Origin of the sequence: Kluyvera sichuanensis, from assembly GCF_014218705.1 — a bacterium.
Taxonomy (GTDB): Bacteria; Pseudomonadota; Gammaproteobacteria; order Enterobacterales; family Enterobacteriaceae; genus Kluyvera; species Kluyvera sichuanensis.
Genome location: NZ_JABBJF010000003.1, coordinates 234,479 through 251,729 on the forward strand (window position 1 = coordinate 234,479; position 17,251 = coordinate 251,729).

14 protein-coding genes are annotated in these 17,251 nt (G+C 58.6%); 11 read left to right on the top strand and 3 right to left on the bottom strand.

Features of this window, described 5'->3' with window-relative positions:
• Positions 1-43 precede the first annotated feature (43 nt).
• The 8 genes from bglX (at position 44) to HII27_RS05440 (ending at position 10,831) form a co-directional block, all read left to right on the top strand.
• Entirely contained in the window at positions 44-2,341 is a 2,298-nt protein-coding gene (gene bglX, locus HII27_RS05405; protein ID WP_185666934.1) for a beta-glucosidase BglX, read from the top strand.
• Positions 2,342-2,741: 400 nt separating this feature from the next.
• Entirely contained in the window at positions 2,742-4,082 is a 1,341-nt protein-coding gene (locus HII27_RS05410) for a glycoside hydrolase family 28 protein (RefSeq protein WP_185666935.1), read from the top strand.
• A gap of 62 nt (positions 4,083-4,144) precedes the next feature.
• Positions 4,145-5,707: an MFS transporter gene (locus HII27_RS05415; protein ID WP_185666936.1), complete on the top strand. Its 1,563-nt coding sequence runs from the start codon at positions 4,145-4,147 to the stop codon at positions 5,705-5,707.
• Positions 5,708-5,778: 71 nt separating this feature from the next.
• Complete coding sequence (locus HII27_RS05420) at positions 5,779-7,014, top strand: MFS transporter (RefSeq protein ID WP_185666937.1); 1,236 nt, start codon at positions 5,779-5,781, stop codon at positions 7,012-7,014.
• 71 nt (positions 7,015-7,085) lie between these two features.
• Positions 7,086-8,003 (top strand): glycine betaine ABC transporter substrate-binding protein OsmF, encoded by a 918-nt coding sequence (gene osmF / locus HII27_RS05425; RefSeq protein WP_185666938.1) that lies wholly within the window; start codon positions 7,086-7,088, stop codon positions 8,001-8,003.
• 12 nt (positions 8,004-8,015) lie between these two features.
• Positions 8,016-9,170, top strand: a complete 1,155-nt coding sequence (locus tag HII27_RS05430; RefSeq protein WP_317983835.1) for an ABC transporter permease — start codon at positions 8,016-8,018, stop codon at positions 9,168-9,170.
• A complete protein-coding gene (locus HII27_RS05435; RefSeq protein ID WP_185666939.1) occupies positions 9,163-10,110 on the top strand; it encodes an ABC transporter ATP-binding protein in 948 nt (315 codons plus the stop codon). Before HII27_RS05430 ends, HII27_RS05435 begins: the two co-directional genes overlap by 8 nt.
• Positions 10,094-10,831: an ABC transporter permease gene (locus HII27_RS05440; RefSeq protein WP_185666940.1), complete on the top strand. Its 738-nt coding sequence runs from the start codon at positions 10,094-10,096 to the stop codon at positions 10,829-10,831. The genes HII27_RS05435 and HII27_RS05440 overlap by 17 nt, the downstream gene beginning before the upstream one ends.
• Here HII27_RS05440 and HII27_RS05445 read toward each other — a convergent pair.
• Positions 10,806-10,919 carry a protein YohO gene (locus tag HII27_RS05445; RefSeq protein WP_185666941.1) on the bottom strand — a complete coding sequence of 38 codons (114 nt, stop codon included), beginning with the start codon at positions 10,917-10,919 and terminating at the stop codon, positions 10,806-10,808. The two genes, HII27_RS05440 and HII27_RS05445, sit on opposite strands and share 26 nt — an antisense overlap.
• A gap of 59 nt (positions 10,920-10,978) precedes the next feature.
• Positions 10,979-11,698, bottom strand: coding sequence for a MerR family transcriptional regulator (locus tag HII27_RS05450; protein ID WP_185666942.1), 720 nt, complete (start codon positions 11,696-11,698; stop codon positions 10,979-10,981).
• A gap of 401 nt (positions 11,699-12,099) precedes the next feature.
• On the opposite strand from HII27_RS05450, the gene HII27_RS05455 reads away from it, so the two are divergent.
• From HII27_RS05455 to HII27_RS05465, 3 genes are read left to right on the top strand one after another with little or no spacing between them, the layout of a single operon-like run.
• Positions 12,100-13,785, top strand: coding sequence for a sensor histidine kinase (locus tag HII27_RS05455; RefSeq protein WP_185666943.1), 1,686 nt, complete (start codon positions 12,100-12,102; stop codon positions 13,783-13,785).
• Positions 13,782-14,501, top strand: coding sequence for a two-component system response regulator BtsR (gene btsR / locus HII27_RS05460; protein WP_185666944.1), 720 nt, complete (start codon positions 13,782-13,784; stop codon positions 14,499-14,501). The genes HII27_RS05455 and btsR overlap by 4 nt, the downstream gene beginning before the upstream one ends.
• A gap of 47 nt (positions 14,502-14,548) precedes the next feature.
• Entirely contained in the window at positions 14,549-15,016 is a 468-nt protein-coding gene (locus HII27_RS05465) for a YehS family protein (protein WP_185666945.1), read from the top strand.
• Between the two features lie 142 nt (positions 15,017-15,158).
• Here HII27_RS05465 and metG read toward each other — a convergent pair whose 3' ends face one another.
• A complete protein-coding gene (gene metG, locus HII27_RS05470) occupies positions 15,159-17,192 on the bottom strand; it encodes a methionine--tRNA ligase (protein ID WP_185666946.1) in 2,034 nt (677 codons plus the stop codon).
• Between the last annotated feature and the right edge of the window lie 59 nt (positions 17,193-17,251).

Genomic DNA, 17,251 nt, shown 5'->3' on the forward strand with positions numbered 1-17,251 from the left:
TCTTGCCGCGCTACCCGGCATGGAATAAAGAGATTACAAGAATATGAAATGGCTACTTTCTGTTGGCGTCGCCGTGAGCCTGGCGCTGCAACCCGCTCTGGCGGAGGAACTGTTCGGCAATCACCCACTCACGCCGCAGGCGCGTGACGCCTTCGTGACCGGTCTGCTTAAGAAGATGACGGTCGATGAAAAAATCGGTCAGCTGCGCCTGATTAGCGTCGGGCCGGACAACCCGAAAGAAGCCATTCGCGACATGATCAAAGAAGGGCAGGTGGGGGCAATCTTTAACACCGTCACCCGTCAGGATATCCGCACCATGCAGGATCAGGTGATGTCCCTCAGCCGCCTGAAGATCCCGCTGTTTTTCGCCTATGACGTGGTACACGGTCAACGTACCGTCTTCCCGATTAGCTTAGGGCTAGCCTCCACCTTTAACCTCGATGCGGTGAAAACCGTGGGCCGCATTTCGGCCTATGAAGCGGCGGACGACGGCCTGAACATGACCTGGGCGCCGATGGTCGACGTGTCCCGCGACCCGCGATGGGGCCGAGCGTCTGAAGGCTTTGGCGAAGATACCTATCTAACCTCCATCATGGGTGAAACCATGGTGGAAGCGATGCAGGGCAAAAGCCCGGCAGACCGCTACTCGGTGATGACCAGCGTGAAGCACTTTGCCGCCTACGGCGCGGTTGAAGGCGGCAAAGAGTACAACACCGTCGACATGAGCCCGCAGCGCCTGTTCAACGACTATATGCCGCCGTACAAAGCGGGGCTGGATGCCGGCAGCGGCGCGGTAATGATCGGCCTGAACTCGCTAAATGGCACCCCGGCCACCGCCGACGCCTGGCTGATGAAAGACGTGCTGCGTAAGCAGTGGGGCTTTAAAGGCATTACCGTTTCTGACCACGGGGCCATCAAAGAGCTGATTAAACACGGCGTGGCCGCCGACCCGGAAGATGCGGTGCGCGTCGCGCTGAAAGCCGGTATCGACATGAGTATGAGCGACGAGTTCTACAGCAAATACCTGCCGGGGTTGATTAAGTCGGGCAAGGTCACGATGGCGGAACTCGACGATGCCACCCGCCACGTGCTGAACGTCAAATATGACATGGGGCTGTTTAACGACCCGTACAGCCACTTAGGGCCGAAAGATTCTGACCCGCAGGACACCAACGCCGAAAGCCGTCTGCACCGCACCGAAGCGCGTGAAGTCGCGCGTCAGAGCCTGGTGCTGCTGAAAAACCGTCTGGAAACCCTGCCGCTGAAGAAAAATGCCACCGTTGCCGTGGTGGGCCCGCTGGCCGATAGCCAACGCGACGTAATGGGGAGTTGGTCTGCCGCAGGCGTCGCCGCGCAGTCGGTGACCGTGCTAACCGGTATCAAGAACGTGATGGGCAACGAAGGCAAAGTGGTTTATGCCAAAGGCGCTAATGTCACCAACGACAAAGGCATCGTCGACTTCCTGAACCTGTACGAAGAGGCGGTAAAAATTGACCCGCGCTCGCCGCAGGCGATGATTGATGAAGCGGTTGCAGCGGCGAAACAGTCCGATGTCGTCGTTGCCGTGGTCGGTGAAGCGCAGGGCATGGCGCATGAAGCCTCCAGCCGTACCGAACTTTCGATTCCGAAAAGCCAGCAGGATCTGATTGCCGCGCTGAAAGCTACCGGCAAGCCGCTGGTCTTAGTGCTGATGAACGGACGTCCGTTGACCCTGGTGAAAGAAGACCAGCAGGCTGATGCCATTCTGGAAACCTGGTTTGCCGGTACCGAAGGCGGTAACGCTATCGCTGACGTGCTGTTTGGCGACTACAACCCGTCCGGTAAGCTGCCGATGTCCTTCCCACGCTCCGTGGGGCAGATTCCGCAGTACTACAGCCACCTGAACACCGGTCGCCCGTACAATGCCGACAAGCCGAACAAATACACCTCGCGCTACTTCGATGAAGCGAACGGCCCGCTCTATCCGTTTGGCTATGGCCTGAGCTACACCACCTTCTCGGTCTCCGACGTGAAGCTGTCTGCGCCAACCATGAAAGCGGGCGGTAGCGTGACCGCCAGCGTGCAGGTGACTAACACCGGCAAGCGTGAAGGGGCGACGGTTATCCAGATGTACCTGCAGGATGTCACCGCTTCGATGAGCCGTCCGGTTAAACAGCTGAAAGGGTTTGAGAAAGTGACCCTTAAGCCGGGTGAAACCCAGACCGTCAGCTTCCCGATTGACGTCAACGCGCTGAAGTTCTGGAACCAGCAGATGAAGTACGCGGCGGAGCCGGGCAAGTTTAACGTCTTTATCGGTGTGGATTCGGCGCGCGTGAAGCAGGGCGAGTTCGAACTGCTGTAAGGATTACCCTCACCCCGGCCCTCTCCCTAAAAGGGGGAGGGCGTGTGCAAGCACCGAACGGTTCCCTCTCCCCCTCGGGGAGAGGGTTAGGGTGAGGGGGCAATCCCCCAACCCTGGCTCCCGCACCGCTTTGTGATCCCCCTCCCAATTTATCCACTATCCCACCCCTATCTGCGTCAACCCACCGCTTTTCCCCCACCAAACTCAGCCAATATGTGACCTCCGTCACTCATCAAATCCCGCCGCCTCGCCGTTTTGTGCGCTTGCTCAAAAGCGATGACCGGGGGCCATAACCGGCGTGATGCCATTCACTAATACGTAAAAAAGCCCGTATCTGCCCGGCGAGAGAATCGGCGTAACCGCGTTAAATGCAGCTATCTCAATCTACGCAGGTAGCCACATGAAGATTTCATTGCATAACACCGCCCTCGACCGCAGCGGCAACACCCCGCTTACCGCGCAGCTTCAGCAGCTGATTGATGAAATCGACCGCGCTGGAGGCGGCACGCTGGTGGTCTCTCCGGGCGACTGGATGACCGGCACGCTGGTCCTGCCGTCGAACTTTACACTGCATCTGGAAGCGGGTGCGCGCCTGCTGGCGAGCCCTCGCGCCGAGGATTATCCGGCTGAGCTGACGCAAACCGTCGCCGAACTGTCCCGCATGGCGCTGATTTATGCGCGCAACGCCCACCACATTACGCTCAGCGGTGAAGGCTGCCTGGCGGGCGGGGCTGGCGCCTGGTTTTCTGAGTGCGCCGATGCCCAGGGCTACCGTCAGCCGAAAACCATGCGCCCGCGCATGCTGGTGCTGGAAGGCTGTCAGCAGGTGCGCATCCGTGATATCACCATCAGCGACTCGCCGATGTGGACCGCACATCTGGTGAGCTGCAACCAGGTGTTTATCCAGAACCTGACCATTGATAACGATCTGGCGCTCTCCAATACCGATGCGCTGGATATCGATAGCTGTCAGCACGTGCATATCAGCGACAGCTACTTCAGCGCCGCCGATGACGGCATCTGCGTGAAAACCACCCGCAAACCGGAAGGGCTCCAGCAACCGACGCGCCACGTGGTGGTGAGCAACTGCCTGATCCGCTCAAAAAGCTGCGCCATCAAAATTGGCACCGAAACCTTCGCCGACATCAGCCATATCGCGGTGCATAACTGCTCAATCTTTGAGTCCAACCGCGGCATTGGCCTGGTCTCCCGCGACGGCGGCCAGTTCAGCCAGATGATCTTCAGCAACATTCTGTTCGACTGCCGTCACGGCCACCCGTGCCACTGGGGTAAAGCCGACCCGGTGTTTATCTCCGTGCGCCACCGCGACCCGCAGGTGCAGCCGGGAAGGGTAGAGGACATTACCTTCAGCCAGCTTTCTGGGGTGAGCGAAGGGGCCATCAACCTGCATGCGGAAACGCCGGGCGATATCCGCCACGTCACCTTCAATGGGCTTTCATTGCAGCAGCTTGCTGGCCCGTCCGACGAGCAGGGCTGCTATGACATCCGCCCGCCGTGCAATCCGGCAAGCCCAACCGGGATGGGGTTGGATAACGCCTATCGCGTGAACCCGCAAACCGGCCGCGCCTGGGGCGTGGATGCCTATCCGGGTGGCCTGCCCGCGCTGTACGCCAACGGGGTGAGGGGACTCACGCTTAACGATTTACGCATACGCCGCCCGCAACCGCTGCCGCAGGGCTGGAGTGAGCACACCATCGTGCAGGAAAACGCCGACGCCTGATGCTATTTGACGACGGCGCGGCTTGTGGCTTCGCCGTCCTGTTATGTTCAAGGGGATGGAAAATGATAAAAAAAGTGCGGGAGATAAAACTCCACAACTATATCTGTTACGGCCTGGCCGATGTTATCGGTTCAGGGGCTTTTACTCTGGTGAGTGCCTGGCTGCTGTTCTTCCTGACCACCTTCTGCGGCCTGACGCCGATTGAAGCAGGTTCGCTGTTTGCCGTGGCGCGTATCGTCGATGTGATCATGTGTCCGTGCATGGGCTACATCTCCGATAACTTCCACAAAACCCGCCTCGGTCGTCGCTTTGGCCGTCGCCGTTTCTTCCTGCTGCTGAGCATTCCGCTGGTGGCGGTTTACAGCCTGCTGTGGGTGCAGGGCTTTAACTACTGGATGTATCTGCTGGTCTATATTCTGTTTGAAATCGTCTATTCGATGATTTTGATCCCGTACGACACCCTGTCGGCCGAGATGACCAATGACTTCACCAAACGCTCGAAGCTGACCAGCGCCCGCATGTACATTGCGCAGTTCGCGGGCTTCACCGCTGCGTTCCTGCCGGGCCGCCTGCTGGCCTACTTTGGATCTGATTCTGCTATTTCCTTCTTCTACGCCGGGGCGATTTTCACCGTTGCCTTTATGGTGGTGCTGTTCTTCGTCTACTTCGGTACCTGGGAACGTTCGCTGGAAGAGATTGAACAGAGCGAACGCAGCGTTGAGACCGAAGAGAAGCAGCCGCTGAGTAAGCGCCTGTTCGATATCTACTACGATTTTGTCTCTACCCTGAAAATTAAAACCTTCCGTTCACACCTGGGGATGTATCTGGGCGGTTCGGTGGCGCAGGATATCTTTAACTCCGTCTTTACCTATTTCGTGGTCTTTGCCCTGGCGACCTCTTCCGTTGTTGCCAGTAACCTGCTGAGCGTCATCAACGGCTTGCAGTTCTTCGGTGTTGGCGTCGCCACCTGGCTGACTCTGCGTTATTCGCCGTCTCGCGCGTTTGCGACTCAGGCGCTGATGGCGCTGGTGGCATTTGCCCTGTTCGCGGTGACCTATCTCTACGGCTCGACCAGCATGTCGATGCTGTATCTGGCAGCGGGCGTGGCCGGTCTGGCACGCGGCGGTATCTACTCCATTCCATGGAACAACTACACCTTTGTGGCGGATGTGGATGAGATCCTGACCTGTAACCGTCGTGAAGGGATCTTCGCGGGCTTTATGAGCCTGCTGCGTAAAGCGTCCCAGGCGTTCTCCATCTTCCTCGTTGGCGTGGCGCTGCAGATGTCCGGCTTTATCACCGGCCACACCAGCCAGCCGCAGTCGGCGATTAATATGATCCTCGCCATCATGATTATTCTGCCGGTTATCCTGACTCTGTGGGGCATCTGGTCGGCCTTCCAGTTCAAAGTCAACAGCCGTACCCATGCGGTGCTGAATGAAGAAGTGGCACGCCTGAAACAGGGCGGCAGCAAAGCAACCGTCACGGCAGAAACTAAAGAGGTTATCGAAAGCCTGACCGGGATGCCGTACGACCACTGCTGGGGTGATAACACCGTCGGCCACGTCAACCGCAGCCTGCTCAAAGCCAAACAGCATCAGTTAGCGCAGTTGAAAAACGCGTAAAACCAAACAAATAAACACCTTGTAGCCCGGGCGAGCGCAGAGCGACCCCGGGATTTTTTTGGATAACAGAAATGACCGATCAAAGTTTATATATTCAACAAGGCATCTGGGCACGCCTCGGCCTCCCACGCGAGCTGGTATGGGGATTCGTGGGCGTATTCCTGTTTATTACCGGGGCAACCATCGAACAGAGCTGGCTGGCCTCGCTGCTGCAACAGCGCGGGCTTGATGCGGTACATATCAGCCTGCTGTCATCCGTCTTTGGCCTGTGCGTGGCGGCTATTTCGTGGTTTTCCGGCATTGGGGCGGGCGTGCTCGGCGTGCGTCGCCTGATGTGGCTGGCGACGCTGCTCTACTTTGTCGGCTCAGTACCGTTTATTTTCGTCGCGCTGCCGGACGGCAACTACCCGTTGATGATGGTGAGCTATGCGGTGCGCGGCATGGCCTATCCGCTGTTCGCCTACTCGTTTCTGGTGTGGATTAACCAGCGCTGCGAAAGCCGGATCCTCGGCCGCGCCGTCTCCTGGTTCTGGATTGCCTTCGGCGTCGGCATGACCATCGTCGGGCCGTGGTTCTCCGGCTTTATGATCCCGCGTTTGGGCGAAACGACCACCTTGCTCTCCGGTTTTATCTTTGTGCTGGCGGGCTGCGGCTGTGCGCTGCTCCTCAACCGCGATAAACCGCAGTGGCAGCAGGATGGCGCGGTCGGCAAGGCGCTGGCGGAAGGGATTATCGTGCTGGTGCGCGAACCGAAAATGCGCCTGGCGGTGGTGGTTAAAACCATCAACGATATCGGCAAGTTCTCGCTGGTGATTCTGATGCCGGTTTACCTGCCGCGCTTTGGCTTCAGCATTGAAGAGTGGCTGACCATCTGGGGACTGGTGAACGTGGTGAATATCTTCGCCAACTACTTCTTCGGCTGGCTGGGCGATACCATTGGCTGGCGTAACACCGTGGTCTGGTTTGCCGGGACGCTCTGCGGCGCGTCGGCGCTGGCGGTGTGCTACGCGCCGGTACTGTTTGGTCATAGCAGCGTGGCGATGGTCATTGCGCTGGCGATTTATGCCATCGGCCTTGGCGCATTCGGCCCGCTGAGCGCGCTGATTCCTTCGCTGCTGCCGGAAAATAAAGGCGCGGCGATCTCCTGCCTGAACCTTGGCTCTGGCCTGAGCAATTTTGTCGGGCCATTTATCGTCACCCTGTGCGTTAACCCGCTCGGCGTGGAGGGCACGCTGTGGGTAATCGCGCTGCTGTACTTCGCCGCGAGCTTGCTGACGATCCCGTTAACGATCCCGAAAAAGGGCTGATTGCTGAGATTTCGTCTACGCTTTTTACTTAAGCGCCTGTTAATTGAGCGCAAATAATAAGAGGAAAGCGTATGACGATGGCAAGGGGATGGACGGCGTCACTGGTACTCCTGGCGGCGGTTGCGCTGCCGTTACAGGCCGCGGAGCCGGTAAAAGTAGGTTCAAAAATTGATACCGAAGGGGCGCTGCTCGGGAACATTATTCTGCAGGTGCTGGAAAGCCACGGCGTCAAAACGGTGAACAAGGTTCAGCTTGGCACCACGCCGGTGGTGCGCGGTGCTATCACCTCCAACGCGCTGGATATTTACCCGGAGTACACCGGCAACGGCGCATTTTTCTTCAAAGATGAAACCGATGCGGCCTGGAAAAATGCGGCGGCGGGCTACGAGAAAGTGAAAAAGCTCGATGCCGAGAAAAATCATCTGATCTGGCTGACCCCCGCACCGGCGAACAACACCTGGACTATCGCCGTGCGTAAAGACCTGGCGGAACAAAACAAACTCACATCGCTTGCCGACCTGAGCGGCTATCTGAAAAAAGGCGGCACCTTTAAGCTGGCAGCCTCTGCTGAATTTATCGAACGCCCGGATGCGCTCCCGGCGTTTGAAAAAGCCTACGATTTCAAACTGAGTCAGGATCAGCTGCTGTCGCTGGCGGGCGGAGACACCGCTGTCACCATTAAGGCGGCGGCGCAGCAAACCTCTGGTGTCAACGCGGCGATGGCCTACGGTACCGACGGCCCGGTGGCGGCGCTGGGGCTACAGACCCTGAGCGACCCGAAAGGCGTGCAGCCGATTTATGCGCCGACGCCGGTAGTGCGTGAAGCGGTGCTGAAAGCCTATCCGCAACTGGACGAATGGCTGAAGCCGGTGTTCGCGAGCCTCGATGAAAAGACCCTGCAAACGCTGAACGCGAAGATTGCGGTCGAAGGGCTGGACGCCAAAACCGTGGCGGCGGAATACCTGAAACAAAAAGGGTGGGCGAAGTAATCGGTTAATCGCGTGCCTCGTTGTACTCATCGCGTGGTGGCGCTGCTGGCGGTTTTGCTGCTGGCTGCCGCCGCGCTGCCGTTTGTCAATTTCGCCCCGAACCGTCTGGTGTCGGGCGAAGGCCGTTGGCTATGGCAAATCTGGGATTTCCCTCCGCTTATCCTGTTGATTATTCCGGCGCTGTTTTTATGGCTTAGTTGGTTACCCGGCCGACTGCCCAGCCTGTTGATTCTGCTGCTGGCCGAAGGTGGCTTTGCGCTCCTGTTGTGGGCGAGCGGCGAGGCCGCGCAGCATCTGGCGCAGAGCAGTAGCCCGCTGGCCCGTACCTCGCCGGGGAGCGGGCTATGGCTGGGTTTACTGCTGATGCTGCTGATGTGCAGCGAGGCCATTCGCCGCCTGACATCGCATGCGCGGTGGCGCTGGCTGCTGAACGTGCAGCTGTGGCTGCTGCCTTGCTGGCTGCTGTGGAGCGGGGCGCTTGATGGCCTGTCGCTGATGAAAGAGTACGCCAACCGGCAGGAGACCTTTAACGATGCCTTAAGCCAGCACCTGATGCTGCTCTGGGGCACGCTGCTGCCAGGGCTGCTGCTCGGCGTGCCGCTCGGCATGTGGTGCTGGCGACATCCGGGGCGGCAGTCGAGCGTGTTTACTATCCTCAACATTATTCAGACCATCCCTTCGGTGGCGCTGTTCGGCCTGCTGATTGCACCGCTTGCCGGGCTGGCTCAGCGTTTCCCGTGGCTGGCGAATCTCGGCGTGGCGGGAACCGGCTTGGCTCCGGCGCTGATTGCGCTGGTGCTCTACGCGCTGCTGCCCATCGTACGCGGCGTGGTCGCCGGGATGCAGCAGGTCTCAATGCAGGTGCTGGAGAGCGCGGCGGCGATGGGCATGAGCCGCGCTCAGACTTTTCTTCGCGTGCAGTTACCGCTGGCGCTGCCGGTGCTGCTGCGTAGCCTGCGGGTGGTAACCGTACAGACGGTGGGTATGGCGGTGGTGGCGGCGCTGATTGGCGCGGGCGGCTTCGGCGCGCTGGTGTTCCAGGGGCTGCTCAGCAGCGCGCTGGATCTGGTGCTGCTTGGCGTGATCCCGACCATCGCGATGGCGGTTATCGCCGACGCGCTGTTCAGCCTGGCGGGCAGCGTATTACAAGGAGAGAACGATGATTGAATTCTTCCAGGTCAACAAATCGTTCGGTCACCATCCGGCGGTAAAAAACCTCTCATTGCGGCTGGCAGAAGGGGCGTTTTCGGTGCTGATTGGTACCTCCGGTTCGGGGAAATCCACCACCCTCAAGATGATTAACCGGCTGGTGGAACCCGATAGCGGGACGATTCGTTTTGCCGGGCAGGATATCCGAGAGCAGCCGCTGCTCGCCCTGCGCCGACGCATGGGCTATGCCATTCAGTCTATTGGCCTGTTCCCGCACTGGACGGTGGCGCAAAACATCGCCACCGTGCCGCAGCTACTGAAATGGCCGAAGGCAAAGGTCGAGGCTCGCATTGATGAACTGATGGCGCTGCTGGGGCTGGAGCCGACGCTGCGCACGCGATTCCCGCATCAGCTCTCCGGCGGCCAGCAGCAGCGCGTCGGCGTGGCGCGGGCATTGGCGGGCGACCCGGAGGTGCTGCTGATGGATGAACCCTTCGGTGCGCTGGACCCGGTGACGCGCGGTGCACTTCAGCAGGAGATGCGCCGTATTCACCAACTGTTGGGGCGCACGATTGTGCTGGTGACTCATGATATTGATGAAGCGCTACGTCTGGCAGACAACATTATCCTGCTGGACGGCGGCGAGGTGGTGCAGCAGGGTACGCCGCTACAGTTGCTTAGCCAACCGGGCAGCGAATTTGTACGCACCTTTTTTGGCCGTAGCGAGCTGGGCGTACGATTGTTGTCGTTGCGTCAGGTGGCGGACTACGTGCGCCACGGCGAGCAAGCCGACGGGGAGGCGATTATTGCCACTGCGTCGCTGCGCGATGCGCTCTCCGGTTTTATGGACCAACGGCGCACCGTTTTGCCAGTGGCGGATGAGGCGGGAAGGGCTTACGGCACGCTGCATTTTGCCGACCTGCTACGCGAGGAGCCGAGTGATGCGCCTGGTTCGTGACCCGCTGCTGTGGCTGCTGGCGCTGTTTATCGGGCTGCTGGTGGGCCTGCCTTACAGCGAGCCCCTATTTCACCTGCTGTTTCCTGAGCAGCCGCGCCCGCTCTATCAGCAGGCAGGTTTTTTGTCGCTGACGCTGGCTCATGCCTGGCTGGTGGGGGTTTCGAGCCTGACGGCGATCGTTATCGGCGTGAGTGCTGGCGTGGCGGTAACGCGCCCGGCAGGCAGCGAATTTCGCCCGCTGGTTGAGACGCTGGCGGCAATGGGACAAACTTTTCCGCCGGTAGCGGTACTGGCGCTGGCGGTTCCGGTGATGGGGTTTGGCGAAAAACCCGCTATTATTGCGCTGATCCTGTATGGCATTCTGCCGGTATTGCAAGGCACGTTAGCCGGGCTGGCGGCAGTACCGCAGAGTGCGTTGAGCGTGGCAGAAGGGATGGGGATGTCGGGCTGGCAGCGGCTGCGTCAGGTTGAGCTACCGTTAGCGGCGCCGGTTATCGTGGCGGGCGTGCGGACCTCGGTTATCGTTAATATCGGCACGGCAACCATCGCTTCCACGGTGGGGGCGAATACGCTGGGCACGCCAATTATTATCGGCCTGAGTGGGTTCAACACGGCCTACGTGGTGCAGGGGGCGATTCTGGTGGCGCTGGCGGCGATTATCGTCGACCGTGCCTTTGAGCGGCTGAGTCTACGGCTCAGCCGACACCGCCGCGCACAATAAATGAATAGCCTGCGAGCATCACGCCGCCGATACCGCTGATGGCCATCAGGGCAAAAATGACGATCGCGGCAAGTTTGGTAGACTTCATGGTGTACTCCTTTTGTTAACCAAAAGATTATACCGCGAAGCCAGCCTGTTAACGAACGATTAATTTGTGGGGAGCGCGAAGGCCACGCCTTCTTCTTGCCAGCAGGCGAGCTGCTGTCGCTGCAAGGCGCTTGGCGACACGCCGCACCAGACAAGCAACGTCTGGCCGGGGAACAGCTCCGGCTGTACGTGGGTCAGCGTGTGGGCCAGCACGTCCACGCGCCAGCCCTGTTCGCAGGCGACCCAGCTCTCCAGCCACAGGCGCGTCATATCGGTGACGTTCCAGCCGACCACCAGCGCGTGCGGCCCCGATTTGCGCCGGCCGGAGGCCAGATTCAGCGCGATGTCGTTAATCAGCACGCCGTCGAGCAACCCCAGCAGCGTTTGCTGGGCAAACTGCGCGCTTTGTAGCCGCTGGCGCAGGGGGTTAAACAGGCAATCAACCAGCGTGCGGGCGCTGTGGTTGCGGCGCAAATCTTTGACCCACAGGCGCAGCGGGTGCAGGTGACCGCTACGCAGATAGCTCAGTACTTTTTCCTGCTGTTCCCGCCAGCCGTCCTGCTGTTCGCTGAGTAGCCCTTTGACTTTCCCGACCTGAACGCCGTTTTCTATCCAGCGCTGGATCTCGCGGATACGGTCGATATCGTCATCATTAAACAGGCGATGGCCGCCGTCGGTACGCTGCGGCTTCAGCAGCGCGTATCGCCGCTGCCAGGCGCGAAGCGTCACCGGGTTAATATCACAGAGTTGTGCGACTTCACCAATCGTATAAAGCGCCATCTTTTCCTCCGGCATGCGATATCCCATTTATACACTTCATCCTTCAAGCCGCCTCGGCGTTGGCTGCGCTCGCTCACCCCAGTCACTTACTAGAGTAAGCTCCTGGGGATTCACTCGCTTGCCGCGTTACTCGGCTTACAGCCTCGCCCCTTCGGGGCCAGCGCAAGCGCTGTTCAACATGCTAAAGCATGTTGTGATGCAACTTGAATGATTTTGTGTATAACTTTAGACGGGGATTACCGGCGCAGCCTCCTTTGATTGTTTTTTATCCACTTCGCGACCATGGTGATGGATAAAATGTGATCGGTAGCATTTTTTGCACTTTTTTTGCCAGGTTTCAAAGAAAGTTATGCCAACTGTGTGTATGTTACGCAGTTTTATTTCTGCTGTGGTGAACGGGTATGTACGAGTTTAATCTGGTGTTGCTGCTGCTTCAGCAGATGTGTGTTTTCCTGGTCATCGCCTGGTTAATGAGCAAGACGCGTCTCTTTATCCCGCTGATGCAGGTGACCGTGCGCCTGCCGCACAAGCTGCTCTGCTACGTCACGTTCTCCATTTTCTGTATTCTCGGTACCTATTTCGGCCTGCACATTGAAGATTCCATTGCCAACACCCGCGCGATTGGCGCAGTGATGGGCGGCCTGCTCGGCGGCCCGGTGGTCGGTGGGCTGGTGGGGCTGACCGGCGGCTTACATCGCTACTCGATGGGCGGGATGACCGCGCTAAGCTGCATGATCTCGACCATGGTTGAGGGGCTGCTTGGCGGGCTGGTACACAGCCTGCTGATCCGTCGTGGTCGCCCGGACAAAGTATTCAGCCCGTGGACGGCAGGGGCGATTACCCTGGTGGCGGAGTTGGTGCAGATGCTGATTATCCTGCTGATTGCCCGCCCGTTCGAAGACGCGCTGCATCTGGTGCAGAGCATTGCCGCGCCGATGATGGTCACCAATACCGTGGGCGCGGCGCTGTTTATGCGCATTCTGCTCGATAAGCGGGCGATGTTTGAGAAGTACACCTCGGCCTTTTCCGCCACCGCGCTGAAGGTAGCCGCCTCGACGGAGGGGATCCTGCGTAAGGGCTTTAACGAAGAGAACAGCATGAAGGTGGCGCAGGTGCTGATTCAGGAGCTGGATATCGGCGCGGTGGCTATCACCGATCGCGAGAAGCTGCTCGCTTTTACCGGTATCGGTGAAGATCACCATCTGCCCGGCAAGCCTATCTCCTCACGCTACACGCAAAAAACTATTGAGACCGGCGAAGTGGTCTACGCCGACGGCAACGAAGTGCCGTACCGCTGCTCGATTCACCCCAACTGCAAGCTCGGCTCGACGCTGGTTATCCCGCTGCGTGGTGAGAACCAGCGGGTGATTGGCACCATCAAGCTCTACGAGGCCAAAAACCGCCTGTTCAGCTCCATCAACCGTACGTTAGGCGAGGGGATTGCTCAGCTGTTGTCGGCGCAGATTCTTGCCGGGCAGTATGAGCGTCAGAAGGCGCTGCTGACCCAGTCAGAGATCAAGCTGCTGCACGCGCAGGTCAACCCGCACTTCCTGTTTAACGCCCTGAATACGCTCAAAGCGGTGATTCGCCGCGACAGCGAACAGGCGAGCCAACTGGTGCAGTATCTGTCGACTTTTTTCCGCAAAAACCTCAAACGCCCGTCGGAGATTGTCACCCTGGCGGATGAAATTGAGCACGTGAACGCCTACCTGCAAATTGAGAAGGCGCGCTTCCAGTCGCGGCTGCAGGTGCATCTGGATATTCCCGACGCGCTGGAGCATCAGCAGCTTCCGGCGTTCACCCTGCAGCCGATTGTCGAAAACGCCATTAAGCACGGCACTTCGCAGTTGATGGATGTCGGCGAGATTACGCTGCGCGCCCGCCAGCAGGGCAGGCATCTGGTGCTGGACATCGAAGATAACGCCGGGCTGTATCAACCCAATACCTCGTCCAGCGGGTTGGGTATGAGCCTGGTGGACAAGCGTCTACGGATGCGTTTTGGCGACGAATGCGGGATTGCCGTCGCCTGCGAACCGGACCGTTTTACCCGGGTCACTCTGCGGTTACCTCTGGAGGAGAATGCATGATTAAAGTGCTGATTGTTGATGACGAGCCGCTGGCGCGGGAGAACCTGCGCGTCCTGCTGCAAACGCAGGACGACCTTGAGATTGTGGGTGAGTGCGCCAACGCGGTGGAGGCCATCGGCGCGGTGCATAAGCTGCGCCCGGACGTGCTGTTTCTTGATATCCAGATGCCGCGTATTAGCGGGCTGGAGATGGTCGGCATGCTCGACCCGGAGCATCGCCCCTATATCGTGTTCCTGACCGCTTTTGACGAATACGCGGTGAAGGCCTTTGAGGAGCACGCGTTTGATTATCTGCTCAAGCCGATTGAAGAAAAACGGCTGGAAAAGACGCTGATGCGCCTGCGTCAGGAGCGTGCGGTGCAGGATATGTCGGTGCTGGGTGAAAACCAGCAGGCGCTAAAGTTTATTCCCTGCACCGGACACAGCCGGATTTACTTGCTGCAGATGGATGATGTGGCGTTTGTCAGCAGCCGGATGAGCGGCGTTTATGTCACCAGCGGTGAGGGCAAAGAGGGCTTTACCGAGCTGACGTTGCGTACTCTGGAAAGCCGTACGCCGCTGATCCGCTGCCATCGCCAGCATCTGGTGAACATGGCGCATCTGAAGGAGATTCGTCTGGAGGATAACGGCCAGGCCGAGCTGCTGCTGCGTAACGGGCAGACTGTGCCGGTAAGTCGCCGCTATTTGAAGACCTTGAAAGAAGCGCTAGGCTTATAATTCGTGTAGAATTAGCCACCGTATTTTTCATCACCACCGAAGGCACTATGGTCAGTAACGATATTTTACGCAGCGTCCGCTACATCCTGAAAATGAACAATAACGATCTGGTGCGTATTTTCGCGCTGGGCGAAGCCGAAGTCACCGTCGAACAGTTGGCGCCGTGGCTGCGCAAAGAGGATGAGGAAGGCTTCGTACGTTGCCCGGACATTATGCTGTCGTGCTTCCTGAACGGCCTGATTTATGAAAAACGCGGTCGTGACGAGTCCGCGCCAGCGCTGGCGGTGGAACGCCGTATTAACAACAACATCATGCTGAAAAAACTGCGTATCGCGTTTGCGCTGAAAACCGACGATATTCTGGCGATCCTGACCCAGCAGCAGTTCCGCGTCTCGATGCCGGAAATCACCGCTATGATGCGCGCCCCTGACCACAAAAATTTCCGCGAGTGCGGCGACCAGTTCCTGCGCTACTTCCTGCGCGGCCTGGCAATTCGCGAGCACGCCGCGAAGTAATCTCACGTTGTTCCCCGGTGGCGCTGCGCTTGGCCGGGCTACCAATATGTGCGAAACGTAGCCCGGCCAAGCGCAGCGTCGCCGGGAATGCAAACGAAAGACCCATAAAAAACGCTGCCGAAGCAGCGTTTTTTTGTGCAGATTATTTCACCTGCTGGCCTGGTTGCGCACCGTCATCCGGGCTTAACAGGAAGATATCTTTGCCGCCAGGGCCTGCGGCCATCACCATCCCTTCCGAGATGCCGAAGCGCATTTTACGCGGTGCCAGGTTGGCCACCATGATGGTCAGGCGACCAATCAGCGGCTGCGGGTCCGGGTAGGCGGAACGGATGCCGGAGAAGACGTTGCGCTTCTCGCCGCCGAGATCCAGCGTCAGGCGCAGCAGCTTGTCGGAACCTTCCACGAACTCGGCGTTTTCAATCAGCGCCACGCGCAGGTCAACTTTGGCGAAATCGTCAAAGGTGATGGTTTCCTGAATCGGGTCGTCCGCCAGCGGGCCGGTGACCGGGGCTGCGGTTGCTTTCACTTCTTCTTTCGACGCTTCCACCAGCGCTTCCACCTGTTTCATTTCAATACGGTTGTACAGCGCCTTGAAGGTGTTAATCTTGTGACCCACCAGCGGCGCGTTGATAGCATCCCAGCTCAGTTCGGTGTTGAGGAATGCTTCGGTACGCGCTGCCAGTTCAGGCAGAACCGGCTTCAGCCAGGTCATCAGCACGCGGAACATGTTCAGACCCATGGTACAGATAGCCTGCAGGTCGGCGTCGCGGCCTTCCTGTTTTGCGACAACCCACGGTGCCTGCTCGTCAACGTAGCGGTTAGCCACGTCGGCCAGCGCCATGATTTCACGGATGGCTTTACCGAATTCACGGCTTTCCCACGCTTCGCCAATGCTTGCTGCCGCGTCGGTGAAGGTTTTGTACAGCTCAGGGTCAGCCAGTTCAGCGGACAGCACGCCGTCGAAACGCTTAGCGATAAAGCCCGCGTTACGGGAGGCCAGGTTCACCACCTTGTTGACGATGTCGGCGTTAACGCGCTGGATGAAGTCTTCCAGGTTCAGGTCGATATCATCGATACGAGAAGAGAGCTTCGCCGTGTAATAGTAGCGCAGGCTATCGGCATCGAAATGCTTGAGCCAGGTGCTGGCTTTAATGAAGGTGCCGCGAGACTTGGACATCTTCGCGCCGTTCACCGTCACATAGCCGTGCACGAACAGGTTGGTCGGCTTGCGGAAGTTGCTGCCTTCCAGCATCGCTGGCCAGAACAGGCTGTGGAAGTAGACGATATCTTTACCGATAAAGTGATACAGCTCGGCGGTAGAGTCTTTCTTCCAGTATTCGTCGAAGCTTACGGTGTCGCCGCGCTTGTCGCACAGGTTCTTGAAGGAGCCCATGTAGCCGATTGGCGCATCCAGCCAGACGTAGAAATATTTGCCCGGCGCGTTCGGGATTTCAAAGCCGAAGTACGGCGCATCGCGGGAGATATCCCACTGCTGCAGGCCGGATTCAAACCATTCCTGCATTTTGTTCGCCACCTGCTCCTGCAGCGCGCCGCTGCGGGTCCACGCCTGCAGCATTTCGCTGAAGGACGGCAGGTCAAAGAAGAAGTGCTCAGACTCGCGCATCACCGGGGTCGCGCCAGACACCACGGATTTCGGCTCGATAAGCTCGGTTGGGCTGTAGGTCGCGCCGCACACTTCGCAGTTATCGCCGTACTGATCCGGTGATTTACATTTCGGGCAGGTGCCTTTAACGAAACGGTCCGGCAGGAACATGCCTTTTTCCGGATCGTACAGCTGAGAGATGGTGCGGTTTTTAATAAAACCGTTCTCTTTCAGGCGACCATAAATCAGCTCGGACAGCTCGCGGTTCTCGTCGCTGTGCGTCGAGTGGTAGTTGTCATAGCTGATGTTAAAGCCTGCAAAATCAGTCTGATGCTCCTGACTCATTTCGGCAATCATCTGCTCTGGGGTAATGCCCAGCTGCTGTGCTTTCAGCATGATTGGCGTGCCGTGGGCATCGTCCGCGCAGATGAAGTTAACCTCGTGGCCGCGCATTCGCTGGTAACGGACCCAGACATCAGCCTGGATGTGCTCCAGCATATGGCCGAGGTGGATGGAGCCGTTGGCGTACGGCAGCGCGCACGTTACCAGAATCTTCTTCGCGACTTGAGTCATAGTGGGTATTACTTCTTCTGTTTTAAAAAAGGGGTTTTGATATTACCAAAAGGGTAGAG